Origin of the sequence: Cupriavidus phytohabitans, from assembly GCF_017815025.1 — a bacterium.
GTDB lineage: Bacteria > Pseudomonadota > Gammaproteobacteria > Burkholderiales > Burkholderiaceae > Cupriavidus.
The window spans coordinates 38,284-61,764 of the sequence record NZ_JAGIQB010000041.1; the positions used below are offsets into that span (position 1 = coordinate 38,284).

At 63.8% G+C, this 23,481-nt stretch carries 24 protein-coding genes; 9 read left to right on the top strand and 15 right to left on the bottom strand.

Features of this window, described 5'->3' with window-relative positions:
• Positions 1-111: 111 nt before the first annotated feature.
• A complete protein-coding gene (locus tag J8I34_RS24695) occupies positions 112-1,020 on the bottom strand; it encodes a LysR family transcriptional regulator (protein WP_035877924.1) in 909 nt (302 codons plus the stop codon).
• Positions 1,021-1,151: 131 nt separating this feature from the next.
• Here J8I34_RS24695 and J8I34_RS24700 point away from each other — a divergent pair, with 131 nt between their 5' ends.
• Genes J8I34_RS24700 through J8I34_RS24720 form a run of 5 tightly spaced genes read left to right on the top strand, consistent with a single transcriptional unit; the run spans position 1,152 to position 7,279 of the window.
• Positions 1,152-2,156 (top strand): Bug family tripartite tricarboxylate transporter substrate binding protein, encoded by a 1,005-nt coding sequence (locus tag J8I34_RS24700; RefSeq protein WP_029048017.1) that lies wholly within the window; start codon positions 1,152-1,154, stop codon positions 2,154-2,156.
• Positions 2,149-4,239, top strand: a complete 2,091-nt coding sequence (locus tag J8I34_RS24705) for an acetate--CoA ligase family protein (protein ID WP_245176109.1) — start codon at positions 2,149-2,151, stop codon at positions 4,237-4,239. Before J8I34_RS24700 ends, J8I34_RS24705 begins: the two co-directional genes overlap by 8 nt.
• Before the next feature lie 3 nt (positions 4,240-4,242).
• Positions 4,243-5,013, top strand: coding sequence for an enoyl-CoA hydratase/isomerase family protein (locus tag J8I34_RS24710; RefSeq protein ID WP_209807196.1), 771 nt, complete (start codon positions 4,243-4,245; stop codon positions 5,011-5,013).
• On the top strand, positions 5,010-6,425 hold the full coding sequence (locus J8I34_RS24715; protein WP_348635779.1) for an aldehyde dehydrogenase family protein: 1,416 nt from the start codon (positions 5,010-5,012) through the stop codon (positions 6,423-6,425). The genes J8I34_RS24710 and J8I34_RS24715 overlap by 4 nt, the downstream gene beginning before the upstream one ends.
• Positions 6,426-6,460: 35 nt before the next feature.
• Complete coding sequence (locus J8I34_RS24720) at positions 6,461-7,279, top strand: enoyl-CoA hydratase (RefSeq protein ID WP_209807198.1); 819 nt, start codon at positions 6,461-6,463, stop codon at positions 7,277-7,279.
• Between the two features lie 140 nt (positions 7,280-7,419).
• Here J8I34_RS24720 and J8I34_RS24725 read toward each other — a convergent pair whose 3' ends face one another.
• The 3 genes from J8I34_RS24725 to J8I34_RS24735 all read right to left on the bottom strand — a co-directional run bounded on the left by J8I34_RS24725 (position 7,420) and on the right by J8I34_RS24735 (position 10,328).
• Positions 7,420-8,394, bottom strand: a complete 975-nt coding sequence (locus J8I34_RS24725; protein WP_209775419.1) for a Bug family tripartite tricarboxylate transporter substrate binding protein — start codon at positions 8,392-8,394, stop codon at positions 7,420-7,422.
• Positions 8,395-8,478: 84 nt separating this feature from the next.
• Positions 8,479-9,237: an SDR family oxidoreductase gene (locus tag J8I34_RS24730; protein WP_029048023.1), complete on the bottom strand. Its 759-nt coding sequence runs from the start codon at positions 9,235-9,237 to the stop codon at positions 8,479-8,481.
• Positions 9,238-9,374: 137 nt separating this feature from the next.
• The gene (locus J8I34_RS24735) at positions 9,375-10,328 is read right to left on the bottom strand and encodes a 2-hydroxyacid dehydrogenase (protein WP_209807199.1); all 954 of its coding nucleotides are present in this window, start codon (positions 10,326-10,328) and stop codon (positions 9,375-9,377) included.
• 137 nt (positions 10,329-10,465) lie between these two features.
• Here J8I34_RS24735 and J8I34_RS24740 point away from each other — a divergent pair, with 137 nt between their 5' ends.
• Positions 10,466-11,599 carry a citrate/2-methylcitrate synthase gene (locus tag J8I34_RS24740; protein ID WP_198030833.1) on the top strand — a complete coding sequence of 378 codons (1,134 nt, stop codon included), beginning with the start codon at positions 10,466-10,468 and terminating at the stop codon, positions 11,597-11,599.
• Positions 11,600-11,675: 76 nt separating this feature from the next.
• On the opposite strand, the gene J8I34_RS35515 is transcribed toward J8I34_RS24740, so the two are convergent.
• Both J8I34_RS35515 and J8I34_RS24750 read right to left on the bottom strand, forming a co-directional pair.
• Positions 11,676-11,828 carry a hypothetical protein gene (locus tag J8I34_RS35515; protein WP_348635778.1) on the bottom strand — a complete coding sequence of 51 codons (153 nt, stop codon included), beginning with the start codon at positions 11,826-11,828 and terminating at the stop codon, positions 11,676-11,678.
• Between the two features lie 75 nt (positions 11,829-11,903).
• Positions 11,904-12,077 (bottom strand): hypothetical protein, encoded by a 174-nt coding sequence (locus J8I34_RS24750; RefSeq protein ID WP_348635777.1) that lies wholly within the window; start codon positions 12,075-12,077, stop codon positions 11,904-11,906.
• 166 nt (positions 12,078-12,243) lie between these two features.
• On the opposite strand from J8I34_RS24750, the gene J8I34_RS24755 reads away from it, so the two are divergent.
• Positions 12,244-12,534 (top strand): hypothetical protein, encoded by a 291-nt coding sequence (locus J8I34_RS24755; protein ID WP_209754315.1) that lies wholly within the window; start codon positions 12,244-12,246, stop codon positions 12,532-12,534.
• Positions 12,535-12,678: 144 nt separating this feature from the next.
• Positions 12,679-12,987 (top strand): EthD family reductase, encoded by a 309-nt coding sequence (locus J8I34_RS24760; RefSeq protein WP_029048027.1) that lies wholly within the window; start codon positions 12,679-12,681, stop codon positions 12,985-12,987.
• 161 nt (positions 12,988-13,148) lie between these two features.
• Here J8I34_RS24760 and J8I34_RS24765 read toward each other — a convergent pair whose 3' ends face one another.
• From J8I34_RS24765 to J8I34_RS24800, 8 genes are all read right to left on the bottom strand, one after another.
• On the bottom strand, positions 13,149-14,381 hold the full coding sequence (locus J8I34_RS24765; protein WP_209775417.1) for an adenylate/guanylate cyclase domain-containing protein: 1,233 nt from the start codon (positions 14,379-14,381) through the stop codon (positions 13,149-13,151).
• A 256-nt stretch (positions 14,382-14,637) separates the two neighbouring features.
• The gene (locus tag J8I34_RS24770) at positions 14,638-15,582 is read right to left on the bottom strand and encodes a SphA family protein (RefSeq protein ID WP_245176111.1); all 945 of its coding nucleotides are present in this window, start codon (positions 15,580-15,582) and stop codon (positions 14,638-14,640) included.
• Positions 15,583-15,623: 41 nt separating this feature from the next.
• Entirely contained in the window at positions 15,624-16,403 is a 780-nt protein-coding gene (locus J8I34_RS24775) for a cyclase family protein (protein WP_209807200.1), read from the bottom strand.
• 28 nt (positions 16,404-16,431) lie between these two features.
• Positions 16,432-18,027: a phytoene desaturase family protein gene (locus J8I34_RS24780; protein ID WP_209807201.1), complete on the bottom strand. Its 1,596-nt coding sequence runs from the start codon at positions 18,025-18,027 to the stop codon at positions 16,432-16,434.
• 93 nt (positions 18,028-18,120) lie between these two features.
• Positions 18,121-18,645, bottom strand: a complete 525-nt coding sequence (locus tag J8I34_RS24785) for a flavin reductase family protein (protein ID WP_209775414.1) — start codon at positions 18,643-18,645, stop codon at positions 18,121-18,123.
• A gap of 72 nt (positions 18,646-18,717) precedes the next feature.
• A complete protein-coding gene (locus J8I34_RS24790; RefSeq protein WP_209775413.1) occupies positions 18,718-20,007 on the bottom strand; it encodes a styrene monooxygenase/indole monooxygenase family protein in 1,290 nt (429 codons plus the stop codon).
• A gap of 88 nt (positions 20,008-20,095) precedes the next feature.
• Positions 20,096-20,884: an SDR family oxidoreductase gene (locus J8I34_RS24795; protein WP_209775412.1), complete on the bottom strand. Its 789-nt coding sequence runs from the start codon at positions 20,882-20,884 to the stop codon at positions 20,096-20,098.
• A 288-nt stretch (positions 20,885-21,172) separates the two neighbouring features.
• Positions 21,173-22,249 (bottom strand): AraC family transcriptional regulator, encoded by a 1,077-nt coding sequence (locus J8I34_RS24800; RefSeq protein ID WP_245176112.1) that lies wholly within the window; start codon positions 22,247-22,249, stop codon positions 21,173-21,175.
• A gap of 207 nt (positions 22,250-22,456) precedes the next feature.
• On the opposite strand from J8I34_RS24800, the gene J8I34_RS24805 reads away from it, so the two are divergent.
• Positions 22,457-22,915 (top strand): MarR family winged helix-turn-helix transcriptional regulator, encoded by a 459-nt coding sequence (locus J8I34_RS24805; protein ID WP_209775411.1) that lies wholly within the window; start codon positions 22,457-22,459, stop codon positions 22,913-22,915.
• A 15-nt stretch (positions 22,916-22,930) separates the two neighbouring features.
• On the opposite strand, the gene J8I34_RS24810 is transcribed toward J8I34_RS24805, so the two are convergent.
• Positions 22,931-23,481, bottom strand: a 551-nt coding sequence (locus J8I34_RS24810) for a flavin reductase family protein (protein WP_245176113.1), incomplete at its 5' end; no start/stop codon positions are given.

Sequence of the window (23,481 nt, forward strand, 5' to 3'; positions counted from 1 at the left end):
CGGGCAGGCGCGGCAGGCCGCCCGCTGGGCAGCAACTGCTGTCCCTGTAATTGAGATTTTGTTCCGGCGCCGGTCCACGTGAGCTGCATCGTGCGCCTTGAATGACTCCAGCTAGGCCGGTCCGGTCCTTGCGACTTCAGGCACCAAGGCATGAAGCCGGGAAAGAACGAGCCGCGCCGCCCGGGACAGCGGATGATGTCGCGTGACGCCCATCGTAATGGTCCGTGGCAAGCGCGGTTCGACGATCTCGACTGCTGACAACCGCCCGGCGGCAACTTCGTTATCCACTGCGAGCAGCGGAAGTATGGTCAAAGCGCCACCGGCAAGCGCGACCTCCTTCATCGTATTCAGCGATTCCACTTCCAGTGCCACGTCCAGCGAGATGCCGAGCTGGCGCGCGTGCTGGTCGAGAATCGAGCGCAGGCCGTTGGGCGCCGGCGGCAGAACCAGCGGGAGGCCGTCGAGCTTGCGGAACGCCACCGTCGGCTTCCCGGCGAGCGGATGCCCGGGCGCGCAGATCAGGTAGGTGGCGACCTGGGCTAGCACGTCTTCATTCTGCCGCGGCCCGGGGCCATAGCGGTTGACGACCGCAAGATCCAGATGGCCCGATTCCAGCTCCTCATCGAGCTGCCCGCTGAACCCTTCGGCCACGCGCAGCCGGACACCCGGCGCCATGGTGCGCAGGTCCTCGAACAGCGCCGGAATCAGGCGTGGCGCCATTGACGGCAGCACGCCGATCCTTACCTGGCCGACCGGCACGCCCGCCGCGTCCTTGACCTCGTCGCGCAGCCGCGCCGACTGGGCCAGCAGCAACTGGACATGCGGGAAGATCCGCTGGCCGAACTCCGACAGCACCACGCCCCGGCCGGTCCGTTCGAACAGCCGGTCGCCCCATTCGGCTTCGATCTGGGCAATGGCGCGGCTCACCAGCGACTGGGCGATCCCCAGCGAGCGTGCCGCGCGTGACAACGATCCCACTTCGGCCACCAGTGCCACGGTTTCGAGCTGCTTCAGGTTCACGCTGCCACTCCATCCAGAAAATCGATATCAGATATCGACGATTCTACTCTTTTGCATTAGACCAGGACTCCATACACTGAGTCCATCCCTCCTGGCAGAGAGAGGGGGCTTACGAAACATATGGAGACAACATGCCGCGCTTTTCCGCTGTGCTTCGCGCATTCCGGCGGCCGTTATGCGCCTTGCTGGTCGCCGCCGCGCCGGCTGCCTTCAGCGGCGCCGCCGCTGCCACACCGGGCTATCCCGCCAAACCCATCCGCCTGCTTGTGCCGTTTCCGGCCGGCGGGCCCACTGACGCGATGGCGCGGCTGATCGGCCAGCACCTGTCGCAGCAGCTAGGACAGCCCGTGGTGATAGACAACCGCGGCGGCGCCGGCGGCACCATCGCCACGGAGGCCGCGGCGCAGGCGGCCCCCGATGGCTATACGCTGTTCTTTGCCACCACCGGCACCATGGCGATCAACCCATGGCTCTACCGCTCGCTGAAGGTTGACCCCGTCAAGTCGTTCGATGCCGTGGGTTCGGTGGCCTCCACGGTCAACGTGCTGGTGGTGCCGAACAACCTGCCGGTCAGCAACGTCAGGGAACTGCTGGCGCTGGCAAGGCAGAAGCCGGGCACGCTGACCTTCGGCTCGGCAGGCAACGGCAGCTCCAACCACCTGTCCGGCGAACTGTTCAGGTCAATGGCGGGCGTCGACATCGTCCATGTGCCGTACAAAGGCTCGGCGGCGGCATTCACCGACCTGCTTGGCGGACGCATCTCGATGATGTTCGACACGGTATCGAGCCAGGTGCAGTACATCAGCACAGGCAAGGTCAAGGCGCTCGGCGTGACCGGGGCGACACGTTCGGAGGCGCTGCCCAAGGTGCCGACCATTGCCGAGGCCGGCCTGCCGGGCTTCGACGTAACGATCTGGTTCGGCCTGTCGGCACCGAAGGGCACCACGCCCGACGTGATCCGCCGCCTGAACAGCGAGCTGCAGGCCGTGCTCGCGCAAGCAGACGTGCAGAAGCAACTCGCCGCGCTGGGCGCCCGGCCGCTGCCGGGTACACCCGCCGACTTCTCCAGGCTGATCCAGCATGACGCGGGCAAGTGGTCGCCGGTGGTCAAGGCATCGGGAGCGACCCTTGACTGAGATCTCCGCAACCTTCGCCGCCCTGTTCTCGCCGGCCTCGGTGGCCGTGATCGGCGCCTCGGACAATCCCAACAAAGTGGGCGGACGGCCGATCCACTACCTGCGGACCTTCGGCTACACGGGCGAGGTGTTTCCGGTCAACCCGGGGCGCGAGGTCATCCAGGGCTATCGCGCGTACCCCGATCTCGGTGCGATCGGCAAGGCGCCGGACGCCGTGGTGATCGCCGTGTCCGGCGATGCCACGCTTGAGCAGGTGCGCCAGTGCGGCGCCGCCGGCGTCAAGGCTGCCGTCATCATGGCGTCGGGTTTCGCCGAGACCGGCGAGGCGGGACGCCAGCGGCAGCAGGAACTGGTGGCGCTGGCCAATGACAGCGGCATGCGGCTGGTGGGACCGAACGCGCAGGGCACGGCCAACTTCGCCAGCGGCGCGGTGCTCAATTTCTCGACCATGTTCATGGAGGTGGCGCCACAGGACGGCCCGATCGCAATCATCAGCCAGAGCGGCGCGGCGAGCGTCATGCCCTATGCCTTGCTGCGCCAGGCCGGCCATGGTGTGCGCTACCTGGTGGCGACGGGCAACGACGCCGATCTCGACGCCTGCGCGATGACCGCCGCCGTGGCGGCGGACCCCGAGGTGCGGCTGATCCTGGTCTACCTCGAATCGGTGTCCGATCCGGCGCAGCTGGCCCGCGCGGCGGCGGTGGCCCGGGCGCGCGGCGCCAGCATCGTGGCGATCAAGGCCGGTAACAGCCAGCGCGGCGCCAGGGCAGCAGCCTCGCATACCGGTGCGCTGGTCGGCAACGACGCGGCGATCGATGCCTTCCTGGCTTGTCACGGCATCTGGCGTGCACGCGATATCGGCGAGCTGGTTCGCGCCGTGCCCCTCTACCTGCAGCACCGCGCGCCGGGGCAGGGCCGCACGGTCGTGATGAGCCATAGCGGCGCCGTGGGCGTCATGGCGGCCGACCTCGCCGAACGGCACGACCTCCCGCTGACCGAACTGCAGCCGGCCACGCTGCGCGAACTGGGTGCGATCCTGCCCGCGTTCGGTACGGCCAGCAATCCGCTCGACATGACCGCGGCGTTGCTGGGCAAGGGCGACATGTTCCCGCGCGTGCTCCAGGCGCTGGGCGCCGATCCGCAGGCCGACATGGTGATGGTCGGCATTCCGGTGGCCGGTCCCGGCTACGACGTCGAGGCGCTGGCGCGCGACGCCGCCGCCTTCAGCGCGCAACTGGGCAAGCCGCTGGTGGCGAGCGCGCCGCAACAGCCGGTGCGCGAGGTCTTCGTGCGGCACGGGGTGCCGGCCTTCGTCACCGAAGCGGATGCCATTGCAGCGCTGGCGCAATACGCCGCGCATCATCGGCTGGCCGAGGCGGCAAACACGCCGGCCTGGCCTGAAGCACGGCAGCTCGACGGCAGTGGATTGCAGGACGAAGCCCGTAGCCTGGCATTGCTTGCCGCAGCCGGCGTACCGACCGTGCCGTACCGGCTATGCGACAGCGTGGATGCGGCGGTGACGGCGTTTGACGCGCTCGGCGGGGTGCCGGTGGTGGTCAAGGGCTGCGCGGCGGAGGTCCCGCACAAGAGTGAGCATGGCCTCGTGCATCTTCGGCTCACCGATGCGGCAAGCGTGGCCCGCGCGACGCAGGACTGTCTCGATACGCTGCAGCGGCTGGGCGTGGCATCCCCACGGGTGATCGTGGCAACGATGGTCAAGGGCCGCCATGAGTTTGCGCTGGGCGTCTCGGTCGATCCCGCGTTTGGGCCGCTGGTCATGATCGGGGAGGGCGGCACGCTGCTCGAACTCCGCAAGGACGTCGTGACCCTGCTGGCGCCGTTCACTGCCGACGACGTCAAGGCGGCCTGCGCGCGGCTGCGCCTGGCGCCGCTGTTCGATGGCTATCGCGACATCCCGGCGCTCGACCTGGAGGCGCTGGCGTCGTCGGCGGTCGCGCTCGGAGACTGGGCGTTGCGTCACCGCACCGCGCTGGTTTCGGTCGACATCAACCCGCTGATGGTGATGGCGGCCGGCGCGGGTGTCGTGGCAGTCGATGCAGTGGTGGAACTCAAGGGAAACTGAAATATGGAAGCCATACGTGTCGAACAGGATGACGAGATCGCCATCGTCACGCTGAACCGTCCGCGCCGCATGAACGCGGTCAACGACGTGCTGCGCGGCGAGCTGATCGAAGCGCTGGGCCGGCTCAACACCGAACCATCGGTACGCGCCGTCGTGCTGACCGGCGCCGGCGAGCGGGCGTTCTGCGCCGGGCAGGACCTCGATGAGGCGGCTGCCGTGACCTGGCAGCAGCTCGTGCCCTGGCTGAACCGGCAACGGGCGATGTACCAGGCCGTGCGCGACCTGGACAAGCCTTGCGTGGCCGCCGTGCGGGGCGTGGCGGCAGGCGCGGGTTTTCAGCTGGCGCTGTGCGCGGACTGGCGCCTGACCACGGCTGAAAGCCGCTGGGGACAGCCGGAGGTCAAGGCAGGCCTGGCGAGCATCGTCGGATCCTATCTGATGACGCTGCACGTGGGGCACACCCATAACGTGCAGATGTCGCTGTCGGGCGAACTGGTCAGTGGCCAGCGCGCCTTCGACATCGGCCTGGTGACGGCGCTGTGCGGCGAGGCCGAGCTGATGACGCAGGCGCTGGCACAGGCCAGGTCGCTCGCGGCGCTGCCGCCGACCGCCGTGCGCCTGTCCAGGCAGCGCTTTCGTGCCATGACGCAGCCGGGGTTCGATGAGGCCTGTGTCGCCGGCATCCGGGCGCAACTTGAATGCTATGCCGACGGCGAACCGCAGCGCGTGATGGCAGCGTTCCTCGATCAACGCAAGACAAGGGAGTCGCAGTGAAGGAATTGACCCAACACTACATAGACGGCACACGTCGCCCGATACGAGGCGGCGAATCGATCCGCGTCTACGATTCGGCGACCGAAGCCCCGTTGGCCGAGGTCGGCCTGGGCACCGCGGACGATGTGGCCGACGCCGTGGCGGCGGCCGTGCGGGCGCAGCCAGCATGGCAGGCCCTGGGCGCAGCCGGGCGGGCGCCGTATCTGCATGCGCTTGCCGATGCGCTGGAAGGTTGCGCAGCGGAACTCGCCCATGAGATCTCGCGTGAAGTCGGCATGCCGCTGAAGCTGTCGCGTCGTATCCAGGTCGATGCGCCGATCGCGGCCTGGCGCGCCACGGCGGCGCTGGCCGACACGTTCGATTTCGTCCGCACGATCGGCAATTCCCGGGTGACGCTGGTGCCGGTCGGCGTGGTGGCCGCCATCACGCCGTGGAACTACCCGTTGCACCAGATCACGGCCAAGCTGGCGCCCGCGCTGCTGGCCGGCTGCACGGTGGTGCTGAAGCCGTCCGAACTGGCGCCTGCCGCCACGGAACGGCTGATGGCCGCGTGCGAACAGGCGAAGCTGCCGCCGGGCGTCCTTAACCTCGTACTGGGAGGTGCGGCGGTCGGCGAGGCGCTGGTCTCGCATCCCGATATCCAGATGGTGTCGTTCACCGGCTCCACGGCAGTGGGCCGCAAGGTCGCCGCGCAGGCGGCGGGCGACATGAAGCGCGTGTCGATGGAACTCGGCGGGAAGTCGGCGGCCGTCGTGCTGCCGGGTGCCGATCTCGCCAGGGCGGTCAGGGCGACGGTCGGTTCCTGCTTCCTCAATTCGGGGCAGACCTGCAGCGCGACCACCCGGCTGATCGTTGCACGCGACGACTACCCGCGCTGCCGGCAACTGCTGGCGGAGGCCGCGGCAGCGATGACCCTGGGGGATCCCGCCGATGGCGAAACGCGGGTCGGCCCCTTGCTGTCGGCGCTGCAGCGCCAGCGCGTGCAGGCGCATATCGCCACAGCGGAAGAGGCGGGCTTCGACCGGATCGCCGGCGGTGCCGACGCGCCAGTACCAGCGACCGGCTATTTCGTCGCGCCGACCATCTACGGCAACGTCGCACCCGACAGCCGGCTGGCGCAAGAGGAGGTCTTCGGGCCGGTGCTGGCGGTGCTGTGCTACGACAGCGTCGACGAGGCGATCGCCCTGGCCAATGGCACGCGCTACGGACTGGCTGCCACGGTCTGGGCTGCCGATGACAGCGCCGGCGAGGTGATCGCCAACGCGCTGCGGGCAGGGCAGGTGGACGTCAATGGCGCCCGCTTCAATCCCGCCGCACCGTTTGGCGGCTTCGGCCTGTCCGGCGTCGGGCGCGAAGGCGGCGTCCATGGGCTGGAAGAGTTCCTGGAGCCGAGATCGGTTCAGCTCCCTTAGTCAAGACTAGCCAAGACATCAAAAGGAATCGCACTATGTACAGTCAGGTCACCGTTGCTCGCGCAGGAAAAAGCGAGCGCATCGCCGTGGTCACCATGAACCGGCCGGACAAGCTCAACGCGCTGACCAAGGTCATGGAGGCCGAATTGCGCGATGCCATGGAGGCCGTCGATCGCGACGACAACGTCCGCGTGGTGGTGCTGACCGGCGCCGGCAAGGGCTTCTGCGCCGGCATGGACATCAACGAACTGGAAGTGCTGCCGCCGGGCGACATCCGCGCCGCCCAGTGGATGCGCCCGTTCGACATGAACCGGCGCGCCGACTACCAGACACGCTATGGCTATTTCCCGGCCATGCGCAAGCCCGTGATCGCGGCAATCAATGGTGCCGCGGCGGGTCTGGGCCTGGTGTTCGCGCTGTACAGCGACATGCGCTTCGCCAGCGCCCGGGCCGCGTTCAGCACCGCGTTCGCGCGTCGGGGGCTGATTGCCGAGCACGGTATCTCCTGGCTGCTGCCACGCGTGGTTGGCCCAGGTCATGCTGCCGATCTGCTGTACTCGGCACGCAAGGTTCCGGCCGACGAGGCGCTGCGGATTGGCCTGGTCGACCGTGTGGTCGATGCGGACACACTCATGGCGACGACGCTTGACTATGCCGACGACCTCGCCGAGAACGTTTCGCCCCGATCCATCCGCGTGATGAAGCGGCAACTGTGGGAGCAACCGTTCCAGTCATTGGCCGAGGCCACGCGGGTTGCCAATGCCGAGATGTTCGAAAGCATCCAGAGCGAGGACTTTACAGAGGGGGTTGCGCATTTCATCGAGCGCAGGCCGGCCAGATTTTCCGGCCAGTGACCGCACTGAAACACTCTGCTGCGAAACGTGCACCGCGCAGCCCTTCTTCGCCGGCCACGCGTCGGCGACGTTGCATGTCGCAACGCGTGGCAAGCAGGATGAGTGACACGCTTCCAGCTACCCTGTTTCCAGCGCGACCACTATTCCGGCTGGATTCCCGCTTCCTTGATGACTTTCCCCCACTTTGCCAGGTCAGACTTGATCAAGGCCGCGTATTCCTGTGACGTGCCGCCCTTGACCTCGATTCCTGCCGCTTCCAGCTTGGCGCGCACCTCGGGCAAGTTCAGCGCGGCATTGATCTCGGTATTGAGCCTGGCAACGATCTCCCTGGGTGTTCCCGCGGGGGCCAGGAAGCCGCCGTTGGTATTGGCGTCATAGCCCTTGAGGCCTTGCTCTTCGGCAGTTGCCACATTGGGCAGGGCCTTGGAGCGGCTGTGGGTGGATACCGCGATGGCACGGACGTTGCCCGACTTGACCTGCTCCTGGATGGCGCTGATGGTATCGATGTAGAGCGTGGTCCGTCCGGCGATCAGGTCGGGATGGGCGGCGGACGACCCTTTGTATGGCACCAGCAGCACGGGCGCGCCGCTTACCATGCGGAACATTTCGGCGGCCATTTCCTGCGCGCTGCCGCGGCCGGAAGTGGCAACCTTGGCCTCGCCCGGATTCGCCTTCATCCAGGTGACCAGCTCAGGTACCGTCTTGACCGGGAGTTTCGGGTAGACCGCAAACACCAGCGGGATCTCATGGGTGTAGACGATGGGCTCGAAGCTCTTTTGCGGATCCCACCCCAGGTTCCTGAACAGGAATTTGTTGATGTTGTGGCTGCCGCCCACGATGCCGATGGTATATCCATCGGGCCTGGCGTTGGCCAGCACCGCGGTGCCCAGGTTGTTGGACGCACCCGGACGGTTCTCGACGATGAACGGTTGGCCAAGCCTGACTGAAAGCTTTTCGCCGACGACCCGGGCGATCAGGTCGATGCCACCCCCCGCCGGCGCGGGGACGATGATGGTGACGGGTCGCGCGGGGTAATTCTGTGCCGATGCCAGGCCGGGTGCGATGAGCAGCGCGGCGGGGACGACCAAGGTCTTGATCAGGGTAGTGAACTGCATCGTTGTCTCCGTTTGTTTCTGGTTAACTCGTGTCAACTCTGGGGATGCACGCCTTTGCAACGCGTGCAAGGGTGCGGATCCATGTCAGCCGCGCCCGGCGAAGGGCATGGCACTGGCCATGACGGTCATGGTCAGCACGTTGGCGTCCAGTGGCAGCGAGGCCATATGACGCACGGCATTGGCGACGTGGCTGGCGTCCATCATGGGCTCGGGTGCGATCGTTCCGTTGGCCTGCAAGACGCCGCGCGTCATGCGCTCGGACAGGTCGGTCAATGCGTTGCCGATGTCAATCTGGCTGGCAACGATGTTGACGGCGCGCCCGTCCAGCGCCAGTGCCTTGGTGAGGCCGGTGACGGCGTGCTTGCTGGCGGTATAGGGCGCCGTGAAGGGACGCGGCGTATGCGCCGAGATGGAGCCGTTATTGATGATGCGCCCGCCCTGCGGCGATTGACGGCGCATGAGTCCGAAGGCCGCACGCGCGCAGAGATAGACGCCGGTGACATTGGTATTGATGACGTTGAACCAGTTGTCCAGCGGCAGCTCGTCCATCGGCACAGCCGGCGCATTCACACCCGCATTATTGAAAAGCAGGTCCAGTCGCCCGAACTCGCGTTCGATCGCGTCGAACAAGGCCTGCACGCGCTGCGGGTCGGTCACGTCCGCGGGCATGGCCACCGCGGTCTGGCCGCGCGCGGCGGCTTCGGCGGCCAGCGCTTGCAAGGGGGCGGCGCGACGGCCGGCCAGCACGACCGTCCAGCCGTCGTCGAGCAAGCCAAGCGCGGTAAGGCGGCCAACGCCGCTGCCAGCGCCCGTAACCAGGGCGATCTTTCGGGAAGCGTTCAAGGACGGTCTCCTGCAATGAGGGGCGAACGAAAATCAGGTGAGAAACGGCGCCGCGCGCCCGTGAGACGGGGAGGGCAAGCGTGGCGATGGTGGGAAAATGAAGCCGGTCAATTCCGGTGTCAGGGATGGGCCCGCGCTCAGGTAGTCAGGCTCATGACGGGGCGGTTGCCGGCCAGCGCCTGGGCGACGCTGTCGAGCACCATCTGCGCCATGGCGGTACGGGTTTCCCAGGTGGCGCTGGCGCGGTGGGCCTGCAGTGTCGTGCGGTCGGACTGGCGTAGCGTCAGGGGAACGCGAGGCTCGTCTACGAATACGTCCAGCGCGGCGCCCGCGATCCGGGCGGCGGCGACGGCTTCGGCGAGATCCGCCTCGTTGACCAGCCGGCCACGCGCCACGTTGACGAGATAGCCGCGGGGGCCGAGTGCGTCCAGCACCGCGGCATCGACGATGCCTTCGGCCTTGTCGGCAGCCGCGCACAGCACCAGTGCATCGCTGTCGTGCGCAAGCTGGCGCAGATCTGCCACGAACGCATAGGGCACGTCGTCCATGCGGTGCAGGTCCGTGTAGCGGATGTCGCAGCCAAAGGCAGCGGCCCGCGTTGCGACCGCGCGGCCGACTCGCCCCATGCCTACGATACCGACGCGCATGCCGCTGAATCGCCGGGCGAGCGGGATGGCGCTGGGCTGGGGGTGCAGCTCCCATTGGCCATCGCGCACAAAGCGGTCGCCGGCGCAGATGTTGCGGCAGGCCGCGATCAGCAGGCCGATGGCCAGGTCTGCCACGTCTTCTGTCAGCGCACCCAGGGTGGCGGTGACGGGCAGGCCGCGTTCACGGCAGTAGGCAAGATCCACCGCATCCGTCCCGACGCCATTGACGGCCACCACCTTCAGCGCCGGCAACTGTTCCAGCATCGCGCGCGAGATCCCGGTGTGCCCGCCGGTGATGACGGCCTCGATGGCCGCGCCATGCTCCCGCAGCCACGCGCCCTGATCCGCGATCTCGAAGAATTTGTGAACCCGATAGCGTGTGGCGAGTTCGTCATTGGCCGCCGGGATCAGGATGGGATTGAGTTGCAGGATCTGTGGCTTCATGTCCGGATGCAGTCAGGTTGACAAAGGTAGGGAAAGGTTGACTGCATGGTACGTATAAGTTGATTGTGGCGGCAATCTTGATATATAAAATCAATATAAATTTGCCCAACCACATCATCATGGGATCCTGGATATCGATGGAGGAGGCGTGCAAACGCCTTGGCGTCAGGCCGCAGACGATCTATGCCTACGTCAGCCGCGGCAAGCTGGAAGTCACATCCGACCCCGCGGACACACGGCGCAGCCTGTATCGCGCCGAAGACGTGGCGAACCTGGCCAGGCGCAAGCAGGCCGGGCGCAAGTTTGAGACGCTCGCAACCAATACGCTGTTCGGGGCGGAGCCCAGCATCCCCACTGCGCTCTCCACCTTTGTGCGGGAGCGGCTGTACTACCGCGGTCAGGACGCAGTGATGCTGGCCGGCTCGGCCAGTCTGGAAGACGTTGCGCGCTTGCTCTGGAACGCCGAGCAACCCGTCGACTTTTCATCGACTGCCCGCTGCGGCAAGCCGGGGCGTGTTGCGGCGTTCATGGCCCTGGCCGAGCTGGCCGCCACAGGCCACTCCACCCATGGGCGCATGACCCGCGTCCTGCACTACGAATGCCAAAGCCTGGTAGGCCAACTGGCCAATAGCTTCGGCGCGCATGCGGGACAGCAGCCGTTGCACTTGCGCTTTGCGCAAGGATGGAAGCAATCCCCTCACGTGGCGGATCTCCTGCGTACCGCAATGGTGCTTCTGGTAGACCACGAGCTGACGAGCTCCGCCTTTGCCGCGCGCATCGCCGCGTCTACCGGAGCGTCCCTGCCGGCCTGCCTTCTGTCCGGCCTGACCACATTGTCCGGTCCGCTGCATGGCGACGCCTCAGGCCGCGTGAAGGCGCTGTTCAATGAACTGGACCGACAGGGCGAGGACCAGGTGATCGCCCACCATCTGTCCGCTGGCTTGCCATTGGCAGGCTTCGGGCATCACCTCTATCCCGAAGGCGATCCGCGCGCGGCCGCGTTGCTGGCACTGTTCGATCCCCCGGAAGTCATCGCCCGTTTTATCGAGAAGGCGACTCGCCTGACCGGTTTGCAACCCAATATCGATGTTGCCCTGGCGGCGCTGGTTACCCACTACGGACTACCTGGCGACGCAGCCTTTGGCATGTTCGCCACGGCGCGGAGCATCGGACTGCTGGCGCATAGCCTGGAGCAGTTGGGGGTGGGGCAAGTGATACGTCCGAGAGGGCGTTATGTCGGGAAAACGCCTGAAAGAGCGGCCGAGGGCTGAGTCGCTACGGCGCCGCCCCCTCACTCACGAACCACCGGCCCTCGCGCGACACAAGCTGTCGTCGCCGTTCACTTCGTCATGCAGCGCCACCAGTCAACTTACGCCAAAGGCTGGTCGCGTTCGACTGATTGAGCGCGCCGCATTCGTCAGCCTCGAAATGCGAGAAACCGACATAGCGCAGACGACCGACAGGCATGATCCGCTCGACGGCTTCCCTGACCAGCGTCAAGGGAAGGATCAATGCGGACGAAGCGGTCGCGCTTCAGCGCCCGATGCGGTTGCTGATCCCTGGCGCTCGCGAAAATCATTCGCAACCCGCAAAGGGCGCGCGGAGGGAGGGCAGCAAATCAACCCTCGACGTCGCGCGGATCGTTGCCAAAAGAGCTTCGCTCAACGATTTGGCGGTCCCGCCGTGGATGAGCAGTTCCACCCTTGCACGCCTGGCCTTCTCGAGGCCGGTGGCAATCGCGTGGTCCATGGAGGTGAATCGCTGCTGCCTGCCGGCGCCACCTTCCGATTTAACGGCCCACTCGGAGGCCCGACCATCTTTTTGTAAAGGCTCTCGTCACACCTAAACTGGTTCCATCACCTCCTTCTCTGCGCGGCTTCGCGAAATCCGGGGTCATTCTATGGAGGGACGGATCATGCACACTGTTGTCAGGACTTATGCCGGAAGCGGGGCCAAGGCGCTGTTTGACCTGCTGGAAAAGCGCACGCCAGAAGTCGAATCGCTGATGCGCTCGGTTCAAGGCTTTGTCAGCTATACGCTGGTGCGAACCACCGATGGCGGATTCTCCGTCACGACCTGCAATGACAAGGCCGGCGTGGATGAAAGCGTCAAGAAGGCCAGGGACTGGATTGCCGAGAACGCAGCCGCTACGGGGGCAAGCGCGCCGACTATCTCCGAAGGAACCGTTATCCTGCACGCCAAATAGGCGCTGCACGCAAGCAGGGCAGGTCGCAAGTGAGCCGGGCCGGTTCTGCAAAGAACCGGATCGACTTATCGATCGGATCGAGGGCACGCCTTGGCGCGCAGCCATTTCGATCCGTCCCTACGCCTGACCAACCGGAAGAACAACATGGCAAAGCTTGTCGCACTGTACAAAATGCCTGCCGACAAGGCAGCGTTTGACTCGCACTATTTCTCGAAACACATTCCGATTGCCAGGAAAATGCCCGGCTTGCAAGCTTACGAGGTCAGCAGCAGTCCAGTGGAGACGCCAGCCGGGCAATCACCTTTCCATCTGGTAGCGTTGCTGACCTTCGATTCCCTCGGCGCACTGCAACAGGCTCTCGCTTCGCCAGAGGGTGCCGCGGCCGCCGCCGACCTGGCGAATTTTGCACAGGCGGGCGTGGATCTTCTGGTCTTCGACACCAAAGAGGTGTAGCGCCTGTCAGGCGCTCGCGATCCTGTTTGCGCAACGTTGCGCAACGCTCTTGTGCATCGTCTCCCAACAGGGGATCGGCGCCATCCGGAACGGTGTCCGAGACTTCTGCCCAATCTTCTTCGGTCAGTCGTTGCGCGGCACGCGGCATGACCTGTTTTTCCTCAGTGGCATTTTTTCCGGCCTGTGAGGAACCACGTGTGTAGTGTGCCAACCCCCTTTGCCTCGATTATCCCGCGCTCTTCAAAAAGGAAAAGCTCATCCAGTTGTCGCCGAGTCGCATCCGTCACCTGTACCCGTCCGGCGACACCGTGGGACTCCATCCGACTGGCGGTATTGACCGCAGCTCCCCACAAGTCGTAAATGAACTTGCGCTTGCCGATGACGCCAGCAACCACTGGCCCACTATTGATGCCAATGCGCATCTGCAGGTTGTAGCCACTGCGCTGGTTGAAGTGCGAGAGCGCGTCGACCATGTCCAACGCCATCTGCGCTGCTCGCACTGCATGGTCGGCTACGGGTTCAGGCAACCCTGCGGCGGCCATATAGGCATCGCCGATGGTCTTGATCTTTTCGAGGCCGCGGTAGTCCGCAATGATGTCAAACTCGCAAAAAATCTCATTGAGGACGGCAACCAGCTGCTCGGGGCTCATGTCGGCCGAAAACTTTGTGAAGGCGACGATATCCGCGAACAGAACCGTTACTTCGGGAAAGCTGTCAGCGATAATTTCCGGAATACTGTTGGCGACCAGGTCAGGACGCGTCTTCAGCCGCTCGGCGATTGGGTAGGGCAGCAGATTGAGCAGCAGCCGCTCCGACAATTTCTGCTCCGTTATGAGCTTATCGTAGAGGCTCTGGAGTTCGTCGCGTTGCCTCCGAATCAACTCCCAGCTTGCCTGCAGTTCCTCATTCTTCTGGGCAAGTGCGGCTTCTGCGTGCTTCTTCTCCGTGATATTGCGGCCTTCAGGAAGCAGAAACACAACGTTGCCATTCGAATCCCGGATAGGCAAGAGCGAAAAATCGACAATGATTGTCTCTTTGCCCCTCGCTTGGCCGTAGACTTCGAAGTCGCAGCGGACGAATTCGCCTTGGCTTGCGCGCCGGATTAGCGCTTGCAGCAAGGCCTGACTCTCCTGCGAGATGACCCACCAGCGAGCCTCCCAGAATGGCTTTCCCCGAATATCGTCCATCCGGATGCCGATCCCTTCGAGCGCTGCGCGGTTAATCTCGAGCATCCTGCCGTCGACATCCAGCAGACCGACGAACTGGTACATCGCGTCCAGCATGATGCGTGCGAGCTTGTTCCTTTGGGTATCGAAATCGTCACTCGCGGAGAGCGTCACGTCGCGCACCCGGAATGGGAAGTTGGAGAACCGTTGGCGACTGATGATAGCCATGCTTCACCTCTTTCGCCCCTCGTATCGTGAGACCAGCCTGCTGGCTGACGCCGAAGACATACAGGGCCGCCTCCCATTGGAGCATAACCCGGCTTGATCAGCACGCCGTTGAGGTGGCAGGTTGTTCGCCGTACGGATATCAAGCGTCGAGCCGAGTCTTCTCAGCGCGCGCAGGGGGCGGCGCTTACAGCCAAGTCGGCCCACCAGGTACCGCCGTCTTCTATCTTGCGGGGTCCGCTCCCGCGGACCCCAATCGTTAGAACGCTGTAACCACCTTGAACCAGAACTTGTCGCCGCCAAACCGGTTCTCGGCATACGCTTCATGCTGCCATTGGGCGACGAAGCTGGTGCCCTTGGCATTCGTATAGGAGACACTAGGGCCAATGGCGAACACTTCGCCCCGCCGACCCCGGCTCCACACGCCAGGCACCTCCGGTACCACAGCGCCATTGAACTTGTCGTCCGTGACTTGCTTCAGATAATAGCCGCTCAAGCCGACAGTCCACGGGCCAATATGCTTGCCAAAGGCATAGTCCACGTGCAACTCCTGCCCCGACTGATAGTTTCCAGTCATGCCGCCAAAGTTGGAATCCTTGTTCTTGCCCTTGATGTTGTACATGAACTTGGCGGAGACTTCCCAGCCGCTCTGGCCCAGCCAAGTAAACGCAGCGACCGGCTCGAAGGCCCAGTAATTCGCGCCGATGCTGGTTCTGGGATCGTTCTGGTCGTATCGTCCCGTTGGCAGGTAGATGTCCAGGCCAGTCGTGACATGCCAGTTGGCTCCATGCCAGCCGAGGACAATCGGGTCGATCGAGATGTCGCCCAGGCCGGTGGCGCTGCGCCGGCCGCCCAACTGAGGGAGATTCATCGATTGATAGACCAGCGGGACGATTGCCTGCATGCCCCAGCTCGCGCCGAAGATCGTCACGTCCGTTACCTTGACGAGACGCAGTGCGTCAAACCAGGCGTCCACCTTGGCGGGATTCCCTCCAATGCTGGCGTTGTCGCCGTTGCCGTCCTTGAGCTTGCCACCGTAATAGCCGGTGTAGTTCAGAAAGTATGTGCCGGGAGGCGGCAATGCTCCCGACATCCAGCTTTCGGCGCCATTTGGATACTGGTCTGCACCTTCCTTGGCGAAGGTTTCGTTGCCGACTAGCGCAAGCAAACCGGCCAGTATGGCCGCGATGCCTCGTTTCTTCAATTCGTTCTCCTCCTTTTGTAGTTATGGGCGAGTGGATGATGTCAGCCGGGAATCAAGGCAAGGACGCGTAGCGGACTGCCAGAGCCATCTTTGATCTTCAGCGGGGCAGCGACAATCAGTGCGCCCTGCGGGGGAAGCTGGTCGAGGTTGGTCAGGCATTGCAGACCGTAGCGGTTGTTGCCATGCATCAAGTAATGGCACGGGAACGGCAACTCCCAGCCATAGGATTGGCCCGCGTCGGTGCCGATTGCCTCGACACCGAATCCATGGACATCGCGCTCTTCGATCATCCACTGGACGACTCCCTGGTCGGGGCCAGGTGTGTGCATGCCATCCTCGCGCGCATTTAGGTACGCCTCGGGATCGGTGCGCTTGGACCAGTCAGTACGCATCAGCACCCACGAGCGGGGCGGGATGCGTCCATGCCGGGCTTCCCAAGCCTTGACGGCGTCGACAGTGAGCAGGTAATCCGGGTCCTCTGCGGTCTCGCTGGAGCAGTCGATGACGCAGGCGTTGGCGAAGAATTTATCGGCAGGGATGGTGTCGGTCGTATTGTCCGGCAGATCCTTGCCGGATATCCAATGGACGGGTGCGTCGAAATGCGTGCCGGTATGTTCGCCGCATGAAAAGTTGTTCCAGTACCAGTTCGGGCCCCGCTCGTCATAGCGGGAGATGGTCTCTTGCCGGAAGGGCCAGGTCTGGCCCATCTCGGGCGGGAGCGAGATGGTCGGAAACTCGGGACTCAGCGTTTGGGTCAGGTCGACCACACGGATGCGGCCAGACAGAAGGTCGGCTGCAAACTGGGAAAGGCTATTGCTCATGGTTGTCTCCTGTCAGATCTTTTCACTTTCAGTTTGATTTCGCCCGCTTCCGTGCAAGGGCATTGGCGACGTGGTAACCAGATGTGCCGCCAAGACCGGGCCCTGGATGCGTGGAGGCGCCGATATGGTGGAGGTGCTTGACCGGCGTTGCGTGATCCTTGACGCCCGGAAGTGGCCGCCAGAACATGAACTGGTCGATGCTGCATTCACCGGAATATGGATCGCCGCCGACGAGATTGATGTTCATCGCTTCGAGGTCCGCCGGTGACAGTACCGTCCGCCCGACGATGCTCGCCTTCAGGTTTGGAGCCTGGAGCGCAATGCGGTCGATGATGCGGTCGGCGTAGCGCTCTCTTACTTCTGGCGTCCAGCGGCCGTCAGCGGGGGCGGGGATTTCTCCCAAGGCATCGCCTTTGATACTTCGCGGGCACTCGGGGACCTGGATCCAGAGTACCCAGCCACCAGCCGGGCTCCTGGACGGGTCAACCGCGCAAGGCTGGGCAACGCAAATCGTGCCTTCGGCTGGAAGCAGTCCGCGCTCTGCTTCGCTGACCGCCCTGGAGACGCCGTCCAGACCCGCAGTAAGGTGCAGGTAGATGACGTCCCGCAGATGCTCCTGGGGCCAGTCCGGCGGGGCTGACAGCGACAAGTGAATCTGCATATTGCCCTTGCCATAGCGGTACTCTGCAGCCTGTTGCCGCAGGCCAGCCGGAACGTGTTCAGCGGCCAGCAACTTGCCGTAGAGCTGCCCGGGTGTGACGTTGCAGATAATTTCCTTGCCCGTGATTACGCGATTGTCCCGCGTCCTTACGCCCCGAGCCGCGCCGCCGAGGACCAGGATATCCTCGACATCGGCATTGACATGGAACGCACCGCCCCGGCTTTCGATGATCCGGCGAAATGCGTCGACCGTCCGGGCATTGCCGCCCTGGACGATTGGCAGTCCGACGGCCTCCAGGCTGAACGCGACCACTTTGCCCATTAGCGCAGACATGGCGCTCTCCGGGCCAAGGCCGGTATGCAATACCCAAGGTGCCAGCAGCGCCCGGACCAGGTCGGATTTGACGCGGGTCTCCAGCCAACTCCGGCAACTCATCAGCGCAGGGGAGAAGAAGGCGACAGTGTCATGCACACCTTGTTTCCACAGGCGGCCAGCCACCGTCCTTGCCACACCAGCGCTCCAAAGCTCGTTGCCTAGCAGCGAGAACACCAGCCCGGCATTCTGCTCGACCTCCTGCATGGCGGCCATATAGGCATCGCCGTCGCCGCTTGCCAGCGCATTGAATGCGCTGACATTGCGCTCGCGGGAGGTGGCCAGGATCAGCGAACGATTGTCGGGCAGCAATACGCCTGTGGGCGTGTCGTTATTGCGGTAGCGGAGTCCTGCCTGATGGAGATCGTCCTTCAGTTCCGCATAGCCGGGTGAGGTGACAAAGAGCGGGTGTGCCGTGGATAGCGTGTCGTGCAGGTAGCCCGGTGCGTTGAGGGACTCGGTGCGAATGCATCCGCCCAGCGTGCTGTTGCGTTCCAGCACGCAGACGCGCTTGCCACGCCGGGCGAGGACGGCAGCGCAGACAAGCGAATTGATGCCACTGCCGACAATAACGGCGTCATAGGTACTCATGGATTATCCCGGGGGCAAGGACAAGAAGGGGCAATGCGTTTGGCGGCGGCGTTGGCCTGGATGGGGTCATGGACGCCGGGCCGCGTGCGGCATTCAGGTCGCTGCGACGTACTCGCTGCGGATCAACTCTGCGAGGTCGGTGAGCGCATTGGCAGCGCGGGCATACCCGCCCTTATAGAAGAGCAGGGATTCACGGTCCGATGTGTCGAAATGATGGACCTCGCCAATGAAAATGACGTGGTCGCCGCCATCGTACTGCTGGGCATTGCGGCATTGGAAGACCGCCGCGCACCCCGGCAGAACAGGGGAGCCTTCGAGGCCATCCGTGCAAGAGATGCCGACGAACTTGCCGTCCGCGCCCCGCGCAAAGCGGTTCGAGACGTCTTCCTGGTCGGAAGCCAGGACGTGGATCACGAAACTACCGGTCTTCTGGAATGCCTCAAGGCTGTAGGATTTCTTTGCGAGGCTCCACAGCACCAGTCGCGGCTCTAGCGATACCGAGCTGAAACTATTGACAGTCACGCCCCATGGTTCGCCATCGGCGGTGCGGGTTGTGACGATGGCTACGCCAGTAGCAAAGCGGCCGAGGGCATTCCGAAACTCGCGGGCGTCGGTCATGGTTGTCTCCTGTGCCTGCTGCACCGATGACGGAGCAGGCAGGCGACTTGTTCTGATGGGGCTGTGATGTCTTCAGGCGGCCCGGGTCCGGGACTCTTGTGCGATCCAGGCGTCGGTGGCTTCCTCGTCGAACCAGTAGCTGCCATAGTCGCGAGGGTCATTGAAGCCGTTGGCGATGCGCTGGGCGACACGCGGTGCGTGCTGCGCTGTGGCCAACAGCCTGACGATGTGTTCCGGCGGCGGGAACAGCAACGAGTTCGTCCAGCGGATCACCGGCTCGGCGTAGCCTTCGTAAAGGCCGTCGAAGGTCGCTTGCATCCATGCCTTGTCGAACGGCTTGTCACCGTGACGCAGGATGGCATCGAAATAGTGAAGGGCGCCCTTGGTGGCGTTGTTTGAGCCTTGACCGGTGATCGGGTCGTTGACCATGACGGCGTCGCCCAGACCCATCACAGCCCGACCGGAGGGCAGCGTAAGGGTGGGGTTGCGCACGGTCGGCGTGACACGTCCGCTCAGGATGCCGTTCGCATCGGTGAGTTGGACATTGGCGCACCGCTCGATTTCCCAAGGGAGGTAATCGCGCAGGATACCCAGGCAGACGTCCAGGTGCTGGTCGGCTGATTTGACATCAGCCCAACGGTCCATCGGGCCGCCGGGGATGGCTTCGAAGACCATGATGTCGCAGGCTTGCGTTTCGTTGCTGCCCTTGGTGGTCAGGGCCGGAAAGACGAAATACTCGCCGACACCGGGAATCAGGTTGAAATTGACGCATTCAAACGGACCGCTGCGCTCCATCCCCGTCACGTAGGCAAGTGCCAGTTGGCGTTGCGGATGGCGAACGGGAGAGCGCGCATCATTGCGGGTCAGCAGGTTGACGATCTCGCCCTTGCCGCCTGCCAACAGGACCAGGTCATGGCTTTCGGTCAATGCTTCAAGCTGGGGAATCTCGACGTTCTCGATGCGGAGATTGCCGCCGCGGGTTTCAAACTCCGCCATCCATCCGGGCATCTTGACACGCTGGTCCACCGACTGCGCAGAGGCATTCAGGCGAGCCCGCCAATGGATGGCCATCTCGCCCTTGCCGTCGGGCGTCGGGATGGTCAGGCCAATACCATTCACGTTGGGGCACTGCGATTCCCATTGATTCATCCCGAAATTGCGCTCGATCTGGAGTGCCTGGTCGAAGATGCATTGGGACGACATCACCTTGCCGCTCCAGACTTCTTCTGCGGTGCGGTTGGTCACCAGCGTGACCTCGTAGCCTTGCTGGAGCAAGGCGCACCCGAGCAACAGGCCGGCCTGGCCTGCGCCGACAATGGCAATCTTGCGGGGCGTGATCTTGGCAATGGAATGGGTTGTCATGTGTCTCTCCAGTGGGGGTCTCTTCTATGTGTCTGGCGCAGGGCGCAGAATCGGCTGGGTTGCCGGCGCCGCGATGGATCGGACGGTGTTACGCCATGAGGCGCTGGATGGCTGCCTGCCGACCTTCGGGGCCCAATGCGCCATAGCCCCCGTCACACGCGTAGTCGGTGCCGGTGACGAACGCAGCGGCATCGGACAAGAGGAAGAGGACAACTTGAGCGATTTCCTCGGGCTTGCCGAGGCGTCCGAGCGGATGGAAGTCGGCGGCAACAGTGTCGGCCTTGGCCTTGTCGCCGCCGCTGAGCGCGCTGATGACCGAAGACCACGTCCATCCCGGCGAGACGGAGTTCACGCGAATGTTGTCAGGGGCCAGGTCAAGCGCCGCACTGCGCGTGAACTGCTGCATCGCGGCCTTGGTAATCGGGTACAGCCAGCGCCCCGCCTGCGCCACGCCGGCCGAGATCGAGGCAAAGTTGACGACGGCGCCGCCGCCGCGCTTTTTCATCTCTGGCACGCATGCCTTGAGCATCATCGCCGCGCCGACGACATTGACGTTGTAGGATTCCAGCCACTGCTCGCGGGTGGAATCGGCGCCATTGTCCACATAAGTGCAGGCGCAGTTGATGAGCAAATCGATGCCACGAAATGCATCGACGGTTTGGGCGATACAGGTTGCGATGTCGGCGTCGCTGGTCACGTCCACGGCCACATAGCGGCAACGCGCCGGATGGCGTTCCGCGATCTGGCGACCGCCTTGTTGGTCGATGTCAACGACAACGACGTTCGCGCCTGCCGAGATGAGGGCTGACACCACCGCCTCGCCAATCATCGTTGCGCCACCGGTCACGACGGCCGTCTTGCCTTCAATGCCTTGCATGTCTGTCTCCGCTTATTGTCCTGGCTTGCATGTAGCCATGTGGGAGGTAGTTTGGTTTAGCAATGACGGCGCTGCTATCCAGAATCCGCCGGCCAATATCCGGATTGCGAGCCTTTGGTGGTAGCAGGAAATGCGGGCGGTAATGCGGGCAGAAAGAGGGGCGCAGCCTTGCTGGATGGCTCGGCTGAAAGGGGCGGCGAGCGGCTGCGCAGCTTTATTGTTGTATCAACGACTGAAAGGCGCCGAAGGGCGGCTGGTCCAGAGTGAGGCTAGAGAGCCCGAGGCCCCTCAACGCCCGGTATCGCTGAAATGGCGTTCCGTCGCGTCGCCACGCAACGTTGCTGAGGGAGAAACGCCGAAGCGCTTCTTGTAGTAGGCTGCAAACCGGCCGAGATGCGTAAACCCAAACCGATATGCAATATCCGTGATGGAGGCATGCTCGGCTCCCGCAGCGGCGATCAGTGCTTGTCGCACGCTGTCCAGCCTGACGTCGCGCAGGTACCCAACCGGCGTTGTATTGAGGTGGCGCCGGAAACCTTCCTCCAGCGCCCGGACACTGACGCACGCGATTTTCGCCAGATCTGCGACGGTCAGCGGTGTGTCTGCATTCGCGTGGACGTAGTCGATTACCCGCTGCATATGACGCGGCCTGGCGGGTTCCGCGCTGCGTGCCAGGAGATAGGTATAGGTGTGCGGCTGAAGCAGCAGCAGAGTCCGCAAGAGATAATCCTCCATCGACGCCACCGCCGCGGGAAATTGGAGCCAGTGGGTACCGTGCTGATCGATATTCCTTGCAAGGTCGAGTACAGCCTGTGTCCAGGGGCTGGAAAGACCTGCGTGTTGGGGCAGCGACGGATCGAACGCAAGGGGACCGTCTGGGTCGCACCCCGTCAACAAGGCGAAGCGGTGCTCCATGGCCGACTTCTTTATCCAGAGCAACACCTGCGCACAGTCCTGGTGCCAGTGCATTCGAGTTGGTGTGTCCGGGCTGAGCAAGCTGGCTGTTTTGAGGTCAGAAACTAGGCTCTGCGCGCCGCACTGGATGTCTGCGTGGCCTGCGACAGGAATCTGAGCCAGGTAGAAGTTGCCTAGCCGGCCCGGATCGATCTGGACATCCGCGCCATATGCAAGGAAATTGATGGCAGTGTCATGCAGCTTTACCAGGTTGTGCTGCACGTGCAAATGCTGCGCTGCGCCAACAACACGCAGTTCGTGCGGGCAAAACACTGCTGCTATCTTGCCCTGCGTCTCCTCAACGTCTTGCGAGCGGAACAAAGGATACTGAGTGAGCAGACCCCGTAACGTGTCATTTTCGGCACTTGGGGTGAGCGGCATTTCCGGTGAAGATTGGGGGGCGGTCTGCATCGTCTCATTCCTCGAGGATTGCAGCGCGTCAGGCTCGCATGCGCGGCGAGATGCCTGCGCAATCCATTTATTTTGTACCTAAAGTTTCTGCGGGGAGCAAGAGCCAGACCATGTGCGCGGACTGCTTGCTGAGGCCCAAGTGCCCTGCCGTGGTATGTTCTATTTTTTGCCCGGCCAACGAGGCCGTCCAACCGACCACCGTACCGCATGAACTCCCGCAGCGATACCGCCGAAGACGACTTTGTCGATAACTACACGCCAGGGCTGCTGGCCCAAGCCAGCCAACTTATCTCGGGAGAATTCCACGCGATCGTGCAGGCCAACGGCTTCACCATCTCAGACTGGCGCGTCCTGGCAACCCTGTCGGGCGGCAAGTCAATCAGCATCGGGGAACTGGCGCAGATATCGGTAACCAAGCAGCCCACTGTGACGCGGCTGCTCGACCGCATGGAAGCGCAGGGCTACGTGAAGCGCATTCCGCATGAGACCGACCGGCGCATCACGCTGGTGCGCATCACGCCGCGCGGCCAGAAGCTGACCTCTGACTTGATCGCACAGGCCCTCCTCCATGAGGCCGAGGTGCTGGCACCGCTCGGCAAGAAGAAGGCCGACGAATTGCGCGCCACGCTGAAGTTGCTGATCCAGTTGCATCGCTCTGCCAACTGAAGGCAGGGCCAGGGCTTAGCCCGGTCGGCGCATTTGGAACAAGGTCGACTTGCTGATTTCATAGTAGTCGGCTGGGCCGCCACCGCGCAGAATGGGGCGGGCGGCGGCAGTGTCATAGACGCCGTCCTGCAGAAAGGCCTGGTCAATATGCACGCCAACGACCTCGCCAAGTACCATCCACGTCTCGAGCAGGGCGCCGTCCGCCTTGGCCAGCTGCATGATTTTGGTCACGCGGCATTCAAATGACACTGGGCTTTCCGCTACGCGAGCTGCCGACACCAGGCGCGATGGCGTTGGCGTCAGGCCCGCCAGGCCGAATTCGTCGATGTCGGGCGCAACGCCGGCGCTGGTGAGGTTCATGCGTTCGGCCAGTGGGCGCGTCACCAGATTCCACACGAAGTCGCCGGTGGCCTCCACATTGCGCACCGTGTCCTTGTAACCGACGCTGGAAAATGCCACTACAGGGGGCGTGTAGTTAAAGACGTTAAACCGAACTTTGACTTCCCAAATAGCCGGAACCCGCATCGGCGCTGGGTTTCGGCTATTTTTGAGACTATTATGTAGCC